This window comes from Nonomuraea fastidiosa, from assembly GCF_042751225.1.
GTDB lineage: Bacteria > Actinomycetota > Actinomycetes > Streptosporangiales > Streptosporangiaceae > Nonomuraea > Nonomuraea fastidiosa.
On the sequence record NZ_CP170570.1, the window covers coordinates 5,579,345 to 5,595,455 of the forward strand.

Here is a 16,111-nt window from a genome sequence, read left to right on the forward strand (position 1 = left end):
AAAGGATTCCCCCCATGCGCGACATCTCGCGACGTCAGGCGATCATCGGTCTCGGTGCCTTCGCCTCCCTCGCCCTGACGGCCTGCGGCAGTGACAGCGAGACCCCGGCGAAGGGCGCGGCGACGTCGTCGGCCAACAAGGCGGGCTCGATGGCGAACTTCGCCGTCGGCCAGCAGTTCAAGGCCACCGAGCCGCTGACGTTCGACATGCTCTACAACAACCACCCGTTCTACCCGTACAAGGCCGACTGGTTGTTCTGGGACGAGCTGACGAAGCGCACGAACGTCACCATCAAGCCGGTGACGGTGCCGCTCAGCGACTACGAGAAGAAGCGCAGCCTGATCATCGGCGCGGGTGACGCCCCGCTGATCATCCCGAAGACGTACCACCCGCAGGAGGAGCCGTTCGTCGCCTCCGGTGCCATCCTGCCGGTCAGCGACTACTTCGACCTGATGCCGAACTTCAAGGACAAGGTCGCCAAGTGGCAGCTCCAGCCCGAGCTGAACTCGATCATGCAGTCCGACGGCCGCATCTACCTGCTGCCCGGCCTGCACGAGGCGGCCTGGGCCGACTACTCCTTCGCGGTGCGCACCGACATCCTCGACAAGCTCGGTCTCGAGGTGCCGAAGACGCTCGACGACTTCTACAACATGCTCAAGAAGATGAAGGAGGAGTACCCCGACAAGTACCCGATGACGGACCGCTGGGGTGTTCCGACGCCGGGCGGCAACATCATCAAGCTGATCGCGCAGGCGCACGGCAGCAAGGGCGGCTGGGAGTACCAGCACGCGACGTTCGACTCCGCGCAGGGCAAGTTCGTCTACACCGGCACCATGCCGGGCTACAAGCAGACGATCGAGTACCTGAACAAGCTGGTCAAGGAGAAGCTGCTCGACCCCGAGGGCTTCACCCAGCAGGACGACGCCGCCAAGGAGAAGTTCGTCTCGGGCAAGTCGTTCGTCATCAGCACCAACGCGCAGACGCTGATCAACGACTACCGCGGCCCGCTGACCGAGAACATCCCCGACGCGAAGATCGTCAAGATCCCGGTGCCCATCGGCCCGATCGGCGAGTACAAGTTCGCCAGCCGGCTGGAGAACGGCATCATGATCTCCAAGAAGGCCCTGGAGCACAAGAACTTCGTCGCGATGATGCAGTTCATCGACTGGCTCTGGTACTCCGACGAGGGCCAGCTCTTCGCCAAGTGGGGCGTCGAGGGCACCACCTACACCAAGGACTCCGACGGCAAGATCAAGCTCGCCAAGGACGTCGACTACGTCGGTCTCAACCCCAAGGGCTCCAAGCACCTGCAGAAGGACTTCGGCTTCGGCAACGGCGTGTTCGCCTACGGCGGCCCCACCTCGCTGCTGCAGTCCACGTTCTCGGATGAGGAGATCGAGTTCCAGAACGTGATGAACGCCAGGAAGTCCTGGCCGGTCGAGCCGCCCGCGCCGCTCACCGAGGAGGAGCGCGAGCAGGTCGCCCTGTGGGAGACGCCGCTGAAGGACCACGTCACCCAGAACACCCTCAAGTTCATCCTCGGCCAGCGCGACCTGTCCGAGTGGGACGCCTACGTCAAGGAGGTCGAGGGCAAGGGCGCCACGCAGTACATCAATGTGGTCAACGGCGCCTACGAGCGTTTCAAGAAGGAGCACGGCAGCTGACCTTCTCCCGGCCGGGCCGTCCTCTCTCCACCGGGACGGCCCGGCCTCCTGCCTGTCCACACCGCACGACCGCCCGCCGGCTTATGTCCCCGGACGGCCCGGTATCCTCCGGGACGGCGGCGGACCCGCCCATCCTGGAGGAGCACACGCGATGAGCGACCTGACGACCTCGCAGAAGTTCGGCTCCGGCCCGCTGTCGCGCGGCTCGGCGCTGATCTACACGCTGCTGATCGTCGAGCTGCTCGTCCTGCTCACCGCGATCCCCGGACTGGTGGCGATGGTGCTGCTCGACCGCGACGCCACCAACCTGCCGCTGATGGCCGCCTGCCTGCTGCCGGCCGGCCCCGCGCTGTCGGCCGCGCTCTACGCCCTGCGCCACCGCAGCCGCGACCTGGCCGAGCTCAGCCCGGCCGCCGCGTTCTGGCGTGGCTACAAGCTCAACTTCGGCGCCGCGCTGAAGGTCTGGGCGCCCTACCTGCTGATGCTGGCCCTGGTCGGCATCAATCTGACCAACTTCGCCGCCGCGGGCGTGCCCGGCTGGTGGGGCGCTTTGCTGATCGTGCTCGCCGCGGGCGGCACGCTGTGGGTGCTCAACGCGCTCGTCATCGCCTCGTTGTTCGCGTTCAGGGCGGCCGACGTCGCCAAGCTCGCGGCGTACGGGCTCGGCCGCTTCCCCGCCGCCACCCTGGCCAACGCGTGCCTGCTGATCGTGTCCGGCGGCGTCGTGTTCGTGGCGACCGAGGCGGCGCTTGCGCTGCTGGCCTCGGTGTTCGCCGGGACGCTGCTGTGGAACAGCCGCGCCATGATCACCGAGGTCCGGCAGCGCTTCACCCGCCCTGACGCTCAGTAGATCGTTCTGCCCCGCGCGTCGGGCACGCCCGACTTGCGGTAAAAGTAGCTGTTGATCTGGTCGCGCCACTCCTCCGCCGAGCGCACCTGCTCGTCCAGCAGCTCGCGTACGCGGGCATGCAGCGCCGGGTCCACCAGGCCGTCGCCCTCCAGCTTCGCCCACAGCGCCCTGATCTCGGCGGCCTCCTCCGCACCGGCGAAGTGGGTGTCGTAGATGTGCTGGATGACCGTGACGCCGCTGTGCAGCACGTGGCCGTACGGCACGTGGTGGAAGAACAGCAGCAGCTCGTCAGGGCACTCGGCGAGCGACTCGTACACCTCCGACCACGGCTTCGGGTACTGGCCGGTGTAGCCGGTGCCGGTGGCCCTGGTGCGGTCGACGCCGACGCCGTCGCGGTCGGCGAAGTGGTAGGTGCCCCACGGCGTGTACTCGTAGCCGTCCACGTCGGGGCCGTAGTGGTGGCCCGGCCTGACCATGAAGCCGACGCCGAGCGGCGCGGTGTAGCGCTCGTAGGTGCGCCACGAGCCGTCCATCATGCCGTGCAGCGTGGCCCGCAGCCGCTCGCCGCCCTCGTCGTCGCCGGGGACGAAGGTCAGGCCGATCCACTCGTCGAGGATCGCGACCGGATCGAGCCCGGGGTCCCAGGCCAGGCGGCCGAAGGCGTACAGGTTGGCCTGGGCCAGCGGGTGGCCCGTCCAGTAGCGGTCGTCGCCGACGTTCGACACCGCGACGAGGCCGCCGCTCTTGATCACCTCGGCCACCGCCGGCTCGCCCTCGCCCCAGAAGCGGAACCCGAGCACCTCGCTCCACATCGGCGCCAGGTAGCACACGTGCCGCTGCTGGCCGGTGTACTCCTGCGTCACCTGCAGCTCGACCGCGAGCCGCGTATCCGGCATGGCGGCGATCACCGGTGAGACCGGCTCGCGCGTCTGGAAGTCGATCGGGCCGTACTTGACCTGGACGATCGCGTTGTCCCTGAACCGGCCGTCGAGCGGGGCGAAGTGGTCGTAGGCGGCCCGCGCCCGGTCGGTCGAGCGGTCGCGCCAGTCCTGGCGGTGGTTGTAGACGAACGCCCGCCAGTGCACCACCCCGCCGTGCGGGGCCAGGGCGTCGGCCAGCATGTTCGCGCCGTCGGCGTGGTCGCGCCCGTACGCGAACGGCCCCGGCTGGCCCTCGGAGTCGGCCTTGACCACGTAGCCGCCGAAGTCGGGGATCGCCGCGTACACCCGCTCGGTCGTGCGCGCCCACCACGCGCGCACCCGTTCGTCCGCTGGGTCGGCCGTCTCCAGGCCGCCGAGCGCGATGGGGGAGGCGAAGTTCACCGACAGGTGCACGCGGATGCCGTACGGGCGGAACTCGGCGGCCAGCGCCGCCACCTCGTCCAGCCGGTCGGTCAGCAGGCGGGCCTCGGTGGCGTGCACGTTGACGTTGTTCACCGCGACCGCGTTGACGCCGGTGGCCGCGAGCAGCCGCGCGTAGGCGCGCACCCTGGTCAGGTCCTCGTGCAGGACGCCGTCCCGCCAGAAGATCGACCCGCCCGAGTAGCCGCGCTCCACCTGGCCCATCACGGGATGCACGTCGATGTTGTCCCAATGATCGAGCATGCGCCGCTCCAGCGCGGGCCGGTGCGTCTCGGCGGGCCGCTCGCCCTCGAACGCGGCCTCGCCGAGCCTGACCACCGCGAAGAACCCGTACAGCAGACCGGCCGGCGCGTCCGCGAGCACCGCGCTCACCCCGCCGGTGCGGGCCAGCAGGAAGCCCTCAGGACCGAGCTCAGGCCCCTTCAGCGCGGCGGCCTCCGGCGGCAGCGAGCCGCCGGAGGCCAGCGCGAGCACGAGGTCGTACGGCTCGCCGGGCGCGGCCACGGCACCGCCGTGGCGCGCGCAGGCGTCCGCCACCTCGGCCCGCACGGTGCCGGACAGCGGCGAACCGTCGGCGAGCACGAGCACGCGGCGCGCGCCGATCGCGCGGAACGCCTCGGGTGGCAGCCAGGCCGGATGGACGTCATCGACATGGGGAACGGTCACGGGGGGCTCCTTAGCTCGGACTCCAAGGAGCGAATCTATCGTCGCCCCGCCGGCCTGCCAGGGGGCGGCGTCGAACGGCGTCAGCCGCAACCTGATCGCGGTGGGCGCGTGGTCCTCGATGTAGGTGGAGCCGTCGGCCACGTCGTCGTAGGGGTAGCCGTACGCCTTGCCGTCGCGGGTGTTGGCGTGCAGCACGCGGGCGTAGTGGTTGGTCAGCGAGGTCCGGTAGTTCAGCGAGTGGTCGGTGACCGGCTGGTCGGGGTGACTGAGCAGCGTCGTGCGGTTGAACGCGGCCCCGAGAATCGCCGCGACCGGTCCCGAGACGCCGTCGGAGTGCAGCGCGCCGTTGCAGTAGAACACGTCGCGGGTGCTCGGCCTGGCGAACGCGCGGATGCCCTTGTCGAAGACGAGCTGACCGCCCGACACCCGCCCGGTGTAGGTGACGCCGTTGGCGGTCACCCGCAGGTCGCGGCCGGTGTAGGAGTTCCACACGTCGTTGATGTACGGGTCGAGGTACGTGGGTGAGAACAGCCCGGCGTCGATGCCGTGGCCCGGCGCGATGACGCGCAGGTCGCCGATGACGAGGTCGCGGAACGCCGGCTCCGCCCTGACGCCCGCGAAGATCTGGTCGCGGCCGTTCGGCACCAGCGTGCCGGAGATCTGGCTGCGGCTGCCGTCGAGCTTGAGCTCCATCGGGATGGAGAACATGTCGACCATGGTCGTGTTGCAGAACATGCCACCTTCGTTGAAGGTGAACTCCATGAAGTCGTGCAGCACGTTGTAGCTGGGGTCCGAGCTGACCCAGCCCGCCGGGTGCTGCAGCGCGGGGCGGCCGTTGCCGTCGATCACGACCCTGAACCTGATCTTCTGGCCGATGGAGACGTACACCCGGCCGGACATCCATGGCAGCGTGATGCGGGTGTCGCCGTCGGCGGCCAGCGGGATCGACAGGTCGGCGAAGCCGTCGGGGCCGTTGTGCGAGAGCGACACCGGCACCTTGGTGCCGTCGGCGCGGGCGAAGACCTGCTGGCCGGTCTGCTGGTCGGTGCCGACGACGTACAGCCAGATCTGGTTGTTGGCGTAGCGGTTGGTGTGGTTGACGACGGTCATGGGCAGCGCCGTGGCCGCCTGAACGGGTGCGGCGGGCTTGGCGAGCGCGAGGACGGGTGCGGCGGGCTTGGCGAGCGTGAGGACGGGGGCGGCCGCCATGCCGGCCAGCAGCGCCCTTCTGGTGATCATCGTTCGACTCCTCGGGGGTGCGCCTGGAGAGAGCGACAGTCGAGAGAGCGCTCTCTCGCGATTTCGGTTAAGTTTCTTTTTTGTTAGGACGCACTGTCAAGACCGCGGGCCGAACCCGTACCCGATCTCCGCTGGACGCCCCTCGACCAGCCCCGACGGCTTGCGCGTCCGCCACGGTGCCGGCGTCCGCGTCGCGTGGCGGCCGGCGACCAGCGGCGGCGTGCCGGGGTCGTGCACCGACACCTCGCGCGGCGAACGGCGGGCCGCGCGCGGCGGCACGGACTCGCCGTCGCGCGTGGCCTCCGGCTCGGGCCGTCCGGAGCCGCCGGGTGTGGGGGAGACGGCCGCTTCCGGGTTCGCTGGGGCAGTGGTCCGTTCCCGGGAGGCGGTCGCTTCCGGCGGGGTGGGAGCCGGCGTGGCCGGGCCACTGGCCGGTCCGCCGGTGGGCTCGCTCGCCGGGCTGCGGGTGGCGGCGGTGTACGGGGTGGCGTTCGGGCGCGGGCTGAGCGCGGCCACGGGACCGCGCGTGCGCCCGTCCTTCTCCTGCGGGAACGTCAGCGGGTCGAGCGTCGGCGAGCTGCCGGGGAGCGTGATCAGGAAGCCGGCCACCGCCAGATGGACCACGCCCAGCAGCACCGTCGAGACTCCCAGCACCCGGCGCCGCCGCTCACCGGCAGGACCGGGCCGCTCGCTCAGCACGGCTCACGCCTTCGTGCCATGGAGGTGTCCTCCGGGGGTGCGGGACGGACGGGTTTTCCGATCTAGACACGGATGTGGATCGTGGTCAAGCGCGGACGGCCGTCCAGGGGCCGCTTGGGAGCGCTGCGCTATGATCGCACCGACAACGGGCCTCGCGACCTGGAACGATCCGCACCGGCCCGAGACATGCCGTTCAGGTCGCGCCGCTCACGGGACACGAGGGACGATGTCGAGCATCAAAGAGGTCGCCCGGCTCGCCGGGGTCTCCGTAGGCACCGTGAGCAACGTGCTCAACCGCCCCGAGCTGGTCGCGCCCGACACCCGGCGGCGGGTGCAGGACGCCATCGAGCGGCTCGGCTACGTCCGCAACGGCTCGGCCCGCCAGCTCCGCGCCGGCCGCAGCCGCACCATCGGCGTGGTGGCGCTCGACCTGGGCAACCCGTTCTTCATCGACGTGCTGCGCGGCGTCGAGAGCGCCGCCCAGCAGGCCGACCTCACGGTCATGGTGTTCAACAGCAACAAGGACGCCGACCGCGAGGCGAGCCTGCTCGACACGTTCGAGGAGCAGCGGCCCCTGGGCGTACTGATCACGCCGGTCAACGACAGCGGCGAGGAGGAGCGGTTGAGCCGGCTCGTCGCGCGCGGCATCCCCGTGGTCCGCTTCGACAGCTCGGCCCGGCACAGCAACGGCTGCTCCGTCGCCGTTGACGACGTGCTCGGCGGGCGGCTGGCCGGCATGCACTTACGCGAGGCCGGCCACCGCCACATCGCCTTCGCCGGCGGCCCCTCCACCGTGCGGCAGGTGCGTGAGCGGCGCGACGGGCTGGCCGCCGCGCTCGGCCCCGGCGACACGCTCACCGAGATCGCGCTGCCCGACCTCACGGTGGCCACCGGGCGCATGGTCGGCGAGGAGATCGCCGCGCTGCCGCCCGCCGACCGGCCCACCGCGGTGTTCTGCGCCAACGACCTGGTCGCGATCGGCGTGCTGCAGGAGATGACGCTGCGCGGGCTGAAGGTCCCCGACGACCTGGCGATCATCGGCTACGACGACATCGACTTCGCCGCGGCGGCGGCCGTGCCGCTGTCGTCCGTACGCCAGCCGCGCGAGCAGATCGGCCGCACCGCCGCCATGCTGCTGCTGGAGGAGGCCAACCGGCCGGGCGAGCACGAGCACCGTCAGGTCATCTTCCAGCCCGACCTGATGGCCCGCACCTCGACCACCGCGGCCCGGCGGGCGCCCTAGCTCAGGCCGCGGCGGTCAGGCCGGTCGGGCCGGTCAGACTGCGGCGGTCGGGCCGGTCAGGTTGCGGCGGTCGGGCCGGTCAGGTCGCGGCGGGCAGGCGGACCGGGAGCGTGCGCGGGCCGCGTACCTGACCGGTCGCCCACGTCACCGCCGCCGGGTCGGCCAGCTCGAACACGGGGATCCGCTCCAGCCAGACCTCCAGCGCGACCCGCAGCTCCATGCGCGCGAGATGCGAGCCGACGCACCGGTGGATGCCCAGCCCGAACGCGACGTGCCGGTTCACCTCGCGGTCGATCACCACCTCACCGGCCCGCTCGAACTGCCGCGGATCCCGGTTGGCGGAGGGGAACGACAGCAGCACCCAGTCGTCGGCCTTCATCTCCACGCCGCGCCAGGTCATGTCCTCCTTGACCAGGCGGGCCATGGTGACCGGCGCGTACGCTCGCAGGAACTCCTCCATCGCCGTCGGCAGCAGCTCCGGCTCGGCCACCAGCCGCTCCCGGTCGGCCGGCGTCTTGGCCAGATGCCACAGCGAGGCCCCGATCGCGCTCCACGTCGTGTCGATCCCGGCGATGAGCAGCAGCGCCATCGTGCCCGCGACGTGCAACGCCTCCAGCTTCTGCCCGAAGAGCTCGGCGTCGATGAGATAGCTGGTCAGGTCGTCGCGCGGGTGGTCGACGTGGTCGCGGATCTGGTCGAGCAGGTAGTCGAACAGCTCGTCCATCGCCGCCGTACGCTCCTCCGGCGGCTTGTTGACGCCTTCCAGCACGTTCTCGATGAACTCCCGGAACCGGGGGCCGTCCTCGGGCGGGAAGCCCAGCATGTCGGCGATCACCCGGACCGGGATGTGCTGGGCGTAGTCGCGGGCGGCGTCCACGACCGTCCTGCCCTCCAGGGCGTCCACCAGCGTGTGACAGTACGCCCTGGTCGCCGCTTCCCGCTTGGCCACCGCCGACCTGGTGAACGCGGGCAGCAGCAGCTTGCGCGCGTGGTGGTGGAACGGCGGGTCGGAGGAGATCGGCGGCGAGCTGCCCACCGGCGCGGTCTCGCGCGGCGGGCGGAAGTTGCCCATGATGATCGAGCGCGAGGAGAACCGCTCGGTGTCGTAGGCGACGGCGGCCACGTCCTCGTAGCGGGTCGGCAGCCAGCCGCCGCCGAACCGCTCGGTGTGCGCGATCGGGCAGCGCTCGCGCAGGTCGTCCAGGATCGGATACGGGTCGGCGGCCCACTCCGGCTCTAAGTGGGAGAAATCGGTCGCCCAGTCCGTGACGGGCCCGGTGACGATCTCGCTGCGCGTGCCGGGCGGCGCGTCTGGCGCCTCCTGGAAACCCGTGGTGAACCGCTCATCCACGCTCATGTCAGGACCCTTCGCTGAGGTCGATGGCATGCTCAGGACAGTTGGCGACCGCCAGGCGGGCCGCCTTCTCCTGCCCGGCCGGCACCAGGCCGTCGCCCAGCACCGTGCCGTAGCCCTCGTCGTCCTCGCCGAACAGCTCGGGAGCCAGCGTGTAGCAGCGGCCGTGGCCTTGGCAGCGCGTGGGGTCGATATGCAGTTTCACGGCGTCGCCTCCGTCTGTGCGGTCGGATCGGCGGGGGCTTCGTCCCCGCCGGCTGGAGCAAGGGCGGCGATGATGCGGACGAGCAGCGCCGTCCACTCCTCGTCGTCCACGGGATGCAGGTCGGATGTGACGAGGGCGCTGCCCATCGCGAGCAGGAGACAGAAGTGGGCCAGCGCGTCCGCGGACACGCCGGGGTCGATCTCACCGTCGGCCTGCGCCACGCGTACCAGGCCGGCGATCCAATCCGCCCGCTCGCCCAGGTAGTCGCGCATCGAGCCGGCCACCTCGCCGTCCCTGCGTGCGGCGACCAGCGCCTCGACGACGAGGTTGCCCTGCGCGTCGCGAGGGCGCGGCAGGTTGCGGCCCAGGGTGAGCAGCAGGTCGGTCGCCGACCTGTCGGGGTCGGCGGCGAACAGGTCGGCCAGCATGCGCCGCCCATGGGCGCGCAGCGCGGCCACCATCAGGTCGGCCTTCGAGCCGAAGTGGGCGTACAGGGCGCCGTTGCTCACGCCGGCCGCCGCTGAGATGTCGGCCACACGGGTGCCGTCGTAGCCGCGCTCTGCGAAGGCGTCGGCGGCGGCGCGCAGCAGGCGCTCGCGGGTCTCGGCCGCGGTCACTCCGGGGATGCGTCCCATGGACGAATTTAAAAAGTCGTTCATTTGTCTCGTCAAGACCGCCGCCTCGGAGCCGGGTGGCCGGGGGCCGGGAGTTCATCTACGCTGAGGGCGGCGAGGGGAGTACTTCGCAAGAGCCGGCCCGGTCAGTACGGACGCCCCTGAGCGTCCCCGGACGGCCACCCGCAGGGTGAAGGAGACCTCGAACGGATCACTGACGTTCGAGGGAGGTTCCCCCATTGTCCGCGGAGATGTTCGCGCATGCCGTCGAGCTGCGCACCATCGCTACACCGGCCCTGTGGTCGGTCACCTTGGCGGCCCTGATGCTGCTGCTCGCGCTCGACCTGCTGCTGACCCGCCGCCGGGAGGCGGAGAGCGTGCGCGCGGCGGCCGGCTGGTCGGTGTTCTACCTGCTGCTGCCCGTGCTCTTCTGCTGCTACCTGTGGGCCGGCCACGGGGGCGGCGTGGCGGTCGAGTTCTTCACCGGGTTCGTGGTGGAGAAGTCGCTGTCGGTGGACAACCTGTTCGTGTTCATGCTGCTGCTGTCGGCGTTCGCGGTGCCGCACGCGCTGGCCAGGCAGGTGCTGCTGTACGGCATCGTCGGCGCCCTGGTCCTGCGCGCGGTGTTCATCGCGCTGGGCGCGGCCGTGCTGCAGAGCGGCACGTGGGCGTTCCTGCTCTTCGGCGGCATCCTCATCCTGACCGCCGGCAAGATCGTCAAGGACGTGGTGGCGGGGGAGCGGCAGGAGGTGGACGTCTCCTCCATGCGCACCGTGCGGCTCGTGCGCAGGTTCGTGCCCGTCACCGAGGACTACCGTGGCTCGCGCCTGGTCGTCCGCGAGAACGGACGCAGGGCGCTCACCCCGCTGGCGCTCGCCGCGGTCGCCATCCTGGCCACCGACATCGTCTTCGCCGTGGACTCCGTGCCCGCCGTGTACGGCGTCACCGAGGACCCGTACCTGGTGTTCGCCACCAACGCGTTCGCGCTGCTCGGCCTGCGCGCGCTGTACTTCGTGCTGCAGGGCGTGCTGGCCAGGCTGCGGCACCTCAACCACGGCCTCGCCGTCATCCTGGCCTTCATCGGGGCCAAGCTGATCCTGCACTGGGCGCACGGCGTCTGGCCCGCCGTACCGGAGATCCCGACCCCGCTCTCGCTCGGCGTCATCGTCGTCGTGCTGGCCGCCGTCACCGGCACCAGCCTGCTCGCCGGCCGGCGAGCGCGGCTCAGGGAACGACCACCGGCTCAGCGGCCCGACCCGCTAGAAGAGACCGAGCGTCGCTGAGCGGCCGGTCGCAGGTGCCGGTCTGGAGGCGGTCGAGTGGTCAGTGGGCGGTGGGCCTGAAGGAGCCGGCGCGGTCGGTGGGCGGTGCGGCCCTGCGAGAGGTAGAGCGGTCAGTGGGCGGTGCGAGCCTGCAGGAGGTCGGCGAGGAAGTGCAGCAGGGCCGCCGACGTGGTGGCGGAGGTGATGGCCTGCTCCTCGATGAGTCCCTGGACGCGCAGCATCGGCACCCACTCGGCCCGCCCGCGCACCTCGTCGCCACCGTCGCCGTCGCCGCCGTCGGCACGGCCCGGCAGCTCGGTGGCCTGATGGGCGGCGAACACGACGTGCTCGCAGTCGGCGACGTCACCGGCCGGCCTGGTGCGGATCAGCGGCAGCATCGGGCCGGGCCGCCAGCCCGTCAGCTCCTCGACGTGGCGGGCCGCCGCCTCCTGCGGCTCCTCGCCGGGCCCGACGTCGCCGAGCGGGATCTCCCAGCCGGGCGTGTCGGTGATGGGGCTGCGCCGCCACAGCAGCAGAACCCGGCCGTCGTGGAAGACGACCGCCCCGGCCGCGAGCGGCGTACGGATGAACGGCCGCTCGACGCGCTCGCCACCGGTCAGCTCGACGTCGGCGACCCCCAGATCGACTCCGTTGGCCGCATAGAGCAGCCTCTCCGACCGCCGTCGCATGACACGCTCCTCACCGCTCCACCCGCTCCCTTACCCCCAGTCTTACCGACGATACGCACCGGTAGGGCTAGGAACGCGGACCCGGGGGAAACGTCAGTGGGGAAGGCTACCCTGGGGCAGCGCCGGCCCGCCGCGGTCGGAGCGGGGGCCTAGGGGTGTCCCGGCGTTCGACCGGAGGGGAAGCGATCGTGGGGTCATGCGCAGGCGGAGGGCTGCCACCTGACGAGGTCGTCGTCACGGCCCTGCGCGCGGGCGACGAGGAGATGTTCGCGGCGCTGCTCGACACCTGGTCACGGGGCATGCTGCGGGTCGCCAGGTCTTACGTGTCCACCGACCAGTCGGCGGAGGAGGTCGTCCAGGACACCTGGCTCGCCGTCATCGACGGCATCGACGGCTTCGAGCAGCGGTCCTCGATCAAGACGTGGGTCTACCGCATCCTGGTCAACACCGCGAAGAAGCGCGGGATGCGCGAGAGCCGTACGCTGCCGTGGAGCACGTTCGGAGCGGACGGGGAGCCGTACGAGCCGGGGCCGCGCGAGCTGGGGCCGCTGTCCCGCGGCTGGAGCGACCCCGGCGGGGTGTGGCCGACGCCCGAGGGCGAGGCGCTGGCGGCCGAGGTCCGCGCGCTGATCGCGGAGGCCCTGGCGCGGCTGCCGGCACGGCAGCGGGTCGTGATCACGCTCCGCGACGTCGAAGGATGCACATCCGACGAGGTCTGCGAGATCCTGGAGATCTCCGCGGCCAACCAGCGGGTGCTGCTCCATCGCGCCCGCACCGCAGTGCGCGGCTGGCTAGCCGACTACTACGAGTCCGTCAAGCAACCCGAATGATTTCGACGGTCCCATCACGGTCGTAAAGCGGCGACAATGAAGTGAAGCGGTTCATCTCCAACGGCAAGGGCGGTCCACGTCGTGAAGCGGTTCACCTGCGACGAGCTGGCGGAACTCCTCACCGCCTACCTTGACGGCGCCCTCGATCGGCTCGCCCGCGACGGCATCAGGGCCCATCTGGCCGGGTGCGAGTGGTGCGAGCGCTACTTCGAGCAGTTCCGCGCCACCATCAGGGCGCTCGGCGACCAGCCGCCGGAGAAGCTGTCAGCCGGTGTGCGCGACCGTCTCATGACCGCCTTCCGCGAACGCCGCCGCGCCTAGCGCCGCCGCCTCGGGCCGTTTCGCGTGGCTGGTCCTCGTGCGCTGCGAGGTCGCTCGCCGTGTCTGTGTTCGTGTGGTGGGGGTGGTGGGGAGGCAGGTGCGCAGGGGTGGCCGGGTGGGCGGGTCGTGTCTAGCGTCGCCGTCTCGGGCCGTTTCCGGGGCCGTTTCTTGTCGCTGGTCGTCGTGTTCTGCGGAAGTCGCGGGGGCGCTCGCCGCGGGCGGGGTCTGCGCGGTGGGAGGCGTGGGCGAAGCAGGCGCGCAGGGCGGCCAGCGTGGCGGGGGTGAGGGAGCCGGAGCGTAGGCAGCCGAGAGCGGCGATCGTGGCGCGGAGCTGCGCCAGCCGGCGCGCGCAGCCGGGGCAGGCGCGCAGGTGCCGCGTCACGGCCCTGCGCCGGGCCGGTGCGAGCGCCCCGTCCAGGTAGTCGGTCAGCAGGGCGAGTATGGCCGCGCAGTCCCGCGGGATCCGCTCGTCCCCTCGTGCGAGCCGGCGCTTCATGCGTTCTTGTCCCCGTCCGAGCCGGTGCCGTCGTCCATGGGATCTAGTTCTCGTTCTGCTTTATCCGTTACGCCCACATTTGCGGTGTAACGTTCGGGCGCCTCGCGGGTCTGTAGCTCCGTACTGACCGGCGAGGGGAGGACGATGATCGGTGTCACGGCCGAGAGCGCACCGTTGCGGGACGCCTCTGAGGTGGCCGACTTCGCGCGCAACAGCTTCCGTCCGGCCGGCGGCGACCGGGTGGGCGTGGAGCTGGAGTTCCTGGTCTTCGACCGTACGGACGTCACGGGGCAGGTGCCGGTGGCCAGGGTCGAGCAGGCCCTGCCGCCCCTGCTGCCGGGCGGAAGCAAGGTGACGTTCGAACCCGGCGGCCAGCTGGAGCTGTCCGGGCCCGCGGGGTCGCTCCCGCTCATGCTGACCGCGCTGGAGGCCGACGTGGCGGCGGCCCGCGACGCCCTGCACGCCGAAGGGCTCGCGCTCGCCGGGGTGGGGCTCGACCCGGTACGCCCGGCCCGCCGCCAGCTCACGCTCCCCAGATACGACGCCATGGCGGAGTTCCTGGGCCGCCCGTACGGGGCGCTGATGATGTGCTCGACCGCCTCCATCCAGGTCAACCTCGACCTGGGAGACCGCCCCGCCGCCCGCTGGGAGCGCGCCCACGCGCTCGGCCCGATGCTGCTGGCCGCGTTCGCCAACTCGCCGCTCAGCGACGGCCGCCCCTGCGGCTGGATGTCGGGCCGCCAGGCGGTCTGGGACAACCTCGACCCCACCAGGACGTCCCCCGTCCCCCGCAGCGGCGACCCCGCCGCCGACTGGGCGGAGTACCTGCTGAACGCCCGCCTCATGCTCGTACGCGAGGCCGACGACCACTACCGCACGATCCGCGACGGCTCGACGTTCCGCGACTGGCTGGAAAGCGGCGGCCCGCGCCGGCCCACGGCCGAGGACCTCGCCTACCACGCCACCACCGTCTTCCCTCCGGTCCGCCCCCGAGGCTGGCTGGAGATCCGCTACCTCGACGCCCAGCACCCGTCGGCCTGGCCGGTCTGCGTGGCGGTGACGTACGCGCTCATCACCGACGACCGGGCCGCCGACACGGCGATGGCCGCCGTGGAGCCCCACCGGCACGCGTGGGCGGCGGCGGCGCGCTGCGGGCTGGCCGACCCGCGGCTCGGCCGGGCCGCAGAGACCTGTTTCCGCGCCGCGCTCGACGCCCTGCCCCGGCTCGGTGCGGACGCCGCTCTGGTCGGCGCGGTGGCCGCGTTCGCCGACCGGCACGTGACGCCCGGCCGCTCGCCGGCGGCCGACCTGACCCTCGAAGGACTGCTATGACCGACGTCAAGGAACGCATCGCCGCCCAGCTCATCGCGGTGCGCGACCGCTCGCTCACCTACACCGAGGCCGACGACGACCTGCTGGTCCGCCAGCACTCCCCGCTGATGTCGCCGCTGGTGTGGGACCTCGCCCACGTCGGCAACTACGAGGAGCTGTGGGTGCTGCGGGCCGCCGCCGGCATCACCCCGCTGCGCCCCGAGATCGACGACATCTACGACGCGTTCAAGACCCCGCGCAAGGACCGCCCCAGCCTGCCCTTCCTGCGGCCCGCCGAGGCCCGCCGCTACATCGAGGGCGTGCGCGGGCGCGTGCTCGATGTGCTTGACGCGATCGACCTGGACGACCCGCGGCCGCTCAACCGCGACGGCTTCGTGTTCGGCCTGGTCATCCAGCACGAGCACCAGCACGACGAGACCATGCTCGCCACCCTGCAACTGTCCGGGCAACCGGGCCTGGTCCGCGACGGCGAGCTGCCGCGCGGCCGCTCGGGCGGGCCTGAGGAGGTGCACGTCCCGGCGGGGCCGTTCCTCATGGGCACCGACACGCTGCCCTGGGCCTACGACAACGAGCGCCCCGCCACCTGGGTGGACCTGCCCGGTTACTGGATCGACCGGCTGCCCGTCGGCAACCGCGCGTACGCCGACTTCGTCGAGGACGGCGGCTACGACGACCCGCGCTGGTGGACCCCCGAGGGCTGGCACTGGCGGCAGACCAGCGGCGCCACCGCCCCGCTCTTCTGGACCAGGGACGGCGGCACCTGGTACCGCAACCGCTTCGGCCGTGTCGAGCCCGTCCCCATGGACGAGCCGGTCCAGCACGTCTGCTGGTACGAGGCCGACGCCTACGCCCGCTGGGCGGGCAAGCGGCTGCCCACCGAGGCCGAGTGGGAGAAGGCCTGCGGCTGGGACGCCGAGCAGCGGCGCTCCCGGCGCTACCCCTGGGGCGACGGCGACCCCACGCCCGCCCTGGCGAACCTCGGGCACCGCGCCTCGCACCCCGCGCCGCTCGGCGCGTACCCGGCGGGGGCGTCGCCGTACGGGGCGGAGCAGATGGTGGGCGACGTGTGGGAGTGGACCGACACGTGGTTCAACGGCTACCCGGGGTTCCGCAGCTTCCCGTACAGGGAGTACAGCGAGGTGTTCTTCGGCGAGAAGTACCGCGTGCTGCGCGGCGGCTCGTGGGCGGCCGACCCGGCTGCGGTGCGGACCACGTTCAGGAACTGGGACTACCCGATCAGGCGGCAGATCTTCACCGGCTTCCGCTGCGCCAGGTCGGAGAGCTGA

The 16,111-nt window shown here is 71.5% G+C and carries 15 protein-coding genes; 8 read left to right on the forward strand and 7 right to left on the reverse strand.

Features of this window, described 5'->3' with window-relative positions:
• Nucleotides 1-14: 14 nt before the first annotated feature.
• Both ACFMQL_RS25765 and ACFMQL_RS25770 read left to right on the forward strand, forming a co-directional pair.
• Nucleotides 15-1,664 carry an extracellular solute-binding protein gene (locus tag ACFMQL_RS25765; protein ID WP_378787404.1) on the forward strand — a complete coding sequence of 550 codons (1,650 nt, stop codon included), beginning with the start codon at nucleotides 15-17 and terminating at the stop codon, nucleotides 1,662-1,664.
• A 151-nt stretch (nucleotides 1,665-1,815) separates the two neighbouring features.
• Entirely contained in the window at nucleotides 1,816-2,514 is a 699-nt protein-coding gene (locus ACFMQL_RS25770) for a DUF624 domain-containing protein (protein WP_378787406.1), read from the forward strand.
• Here the strand turns inward: ACFMQL_RS25770 and ACFMQL_RS25775 are convergent.
• Both ACFMQL_RS25775 and ACFMQL_RS25780 read right to left on the reverse strand, forming a co-directional pair.
• Entirely contained in the window at nucleotides 2,508-5,780 is a 3,273-nt protein-coding gene (locus ACFMQL_RS25775; protein ID WP_378787408.1) for a beta-1,3-glucanase family protein, read from the reverse strand. The two genes, ACFMQL_RS25770 and ACFMQL_RS25775, sit on opposite strands and share 7 nt — an antisense overlap.
• Before the next feature lie 96 nt (nucleotides 5,781-5,876).
• Nucleotides 5,877-6,479, reverse strand: coding sequence for a hypothetical protein (locus ACFMQL_RS25780; RefSeq protein WP_364056032.1), 603 nt, complete (start codon nucleotides 6,477-6,479; stop codon nucleotides 5,877-5,879).
• Nucleotides 6,480-6,705: 226 nt separating this feature from the next.
• Between ACFMQL_RS25780 and ACFMQL_RS25785 the strand changes: the two genes are divergently transcribed.
• The gene (locus ACFMQL_RS25785) at nucleotides 6,706-7,722 is read left to right on the forward strand and encodes a LacI family DNA-binding transcriptional regulator (protein WP_364056029.1); all 1,017 of its coding nucleotides are present in this window, start codon (nucleotides 6,706-6,708) and stop codon (nucleotides 7,720-7,722) included.
• Between the two features lie 79 nt (nucleotides 7,723-7,801).
• Here ACFMQL_RS25785 and ACFMQL_RS25790 read toward each other — a convergent pair whose 3' ends face one another.
• Genes ACFMQL_RS25790 through ACFMQL_RS25800 form a run of 3 tightly spaced genes read right to left on the reverse strand, consistent with a single transcriptional unit; the run spans nucleotide 7,802 to nucleotide 9,916 of the window.
• The gene (locus ACFMQL_RS25790; RefSeq protein WP_364056026.1) at nucleotides 7,802-9,079 is read right to left on the reverse strand and encodes a cytochrome P450; all 1,278 of its coding nucleotides are present in this window, start codon (nucleotides 9,077-9,079) and stop codon (nucleotides 7,802-7,804) included.
• Nucleotide 9,080: 1 nt separating this feature from the next.
• Nucleotides 9,081-9,281, reverse strand: a complete 201-nt coding sequence (locus ACFMQL_RS25795) for a ferredoxin (protein ID WP_378787411.1) — start codon at nucleotides 9,279-9,281, stop codon at nucleotides 9,081-9,083.
• Nucleotides 9,278-9,916, reverse strand: a complete 639-nt coding sequence (locus tag ACFMQL_RS25800) for a TetR/AcrR family transcriptional regulator (protein ID WP_364056020.1) — start codon at nucleotides 9,914-9,916, stop codon at nucleotides 9,278-9,280. The genes ACFMQL_RS25795 and ACFMQL_RS25800 overlap by 4 nt, the downstream gene beginning before the upstream one ends.
• Nucleotides 9,917-10,134: 218 nt before the next feature.
• Between ACFMQL_RS25800 and ACFMQL_RS25805 the strand changes: the two genes are divergently transcribed.
• Nucleotides 10,135-11,178 (forward strand): TerC/Alx family metal homeostasis membrane protein, encoded by a 1,044-nt coding sequence (locus ACFMQL_RS25805; RefSeq protein ID WP_364056017.1) that lies wholly within the window; start codon nucleotides 10,135-10,137, stop codon nucleotides 11,176-11,178.
• Nucleotides 11,179-11,288: 110 nt separating this feature from the next.
• Here ACFMQL_RS25805 and ACFMQL_RS25810 read toward each other — a convergent pair whose 3' ends face one another.
• Nucleotides 11,289-11,846: an NUDIX domain-containing protein gene (locus ACFMQL_RS25810; RefSeq protein ID WP_378787413.1), complete on the reverse strand. Its 558-nt coding sequence runs from the start codon at nucleotides 11,844-11,846 to the stop codon at nucleotides 11,289-11,291.
• Between the two features lie 188 nt (nucleotides 11,847-12,034).
• Here ACFMQL_RS25810 and ACFMQL_RS25815 point away from each other — a divergent pair, with 188 nt between their 5' ends.
• Nucleotides 12,035-12,676 (forward strand): sigma-70 family RNA polymerase sigma factor, encoded by a 642-nt coding sequence (locus tag ACFMQL_RS25815; RefSeq protein ID WP_364056011.1) that lies wholly within the window; start codon nucleotides 12,035-12,037, stop codon nucleotides 12,674-12,676.
• A gap of 81 nt (nucleotides 12,677-12,757) precedes the next feature.
• On the forward strand, nucleotides 12,758-12,997 hold the full coding sequence (locus tag ACFMQL_RS25820; RefSeq protein ID WP_364056008.1) for a zf-HC2 domain-containing protein: 240 nt from the start codon (nucleotides 12,758-12,760) through the stop codon (nucleotides 12,995-12,997).
• Nucleotides 12,998-13,127: 130 nt separating this feature from the next.
• On the opposite strand, the gene ACFMQL_RS25825 is transcribed toward ACFMQL_RS25820, so the two are convergent.
• Complete coding sequence (locus tag ACFMQL_RS25825; RefSeq protein WP_378787415.1) at nucleotides 13,128-13,493, reverse strand: anti-sigma factor family protein; 366 nt, start codon at nucleotides 13,491-13,493, stop codon at nucleotides 13,128-13,130.
• 144 nt (nucleotides 13,494-13,637) lie between these two features.
• On the opposite strand from ACFMQL_RS25825, the gene egtA reads away from it, so the two are divergent.
• A complete protein-coding gene (gene egtA / locus ACFMQL_RS25830) occupies nucleotides 13,638-14,825 on the forward strand; it encodes an ergothioneine biosynthesis glutamate--cysteine ligase EgtA (RefSeq protein WP_378787417.1) in 1,188 nt (395 codons plus the stop codon).
• Nucleotides 14,822-16,111: an ergothioneine biosynthesis protein EgtB gene (gene egtB / locus ACFMQL_RS25835; protein WP_378787419.1), complete on the forward strand. Its 1,290-nt coding sequence runs from the start codon at nucleotides 14,822-14,824 to the stop codon at nucleotides 16,109-16,111. Before egtA ends, egtB begins: the two co-directional genes overlap by 4 nt.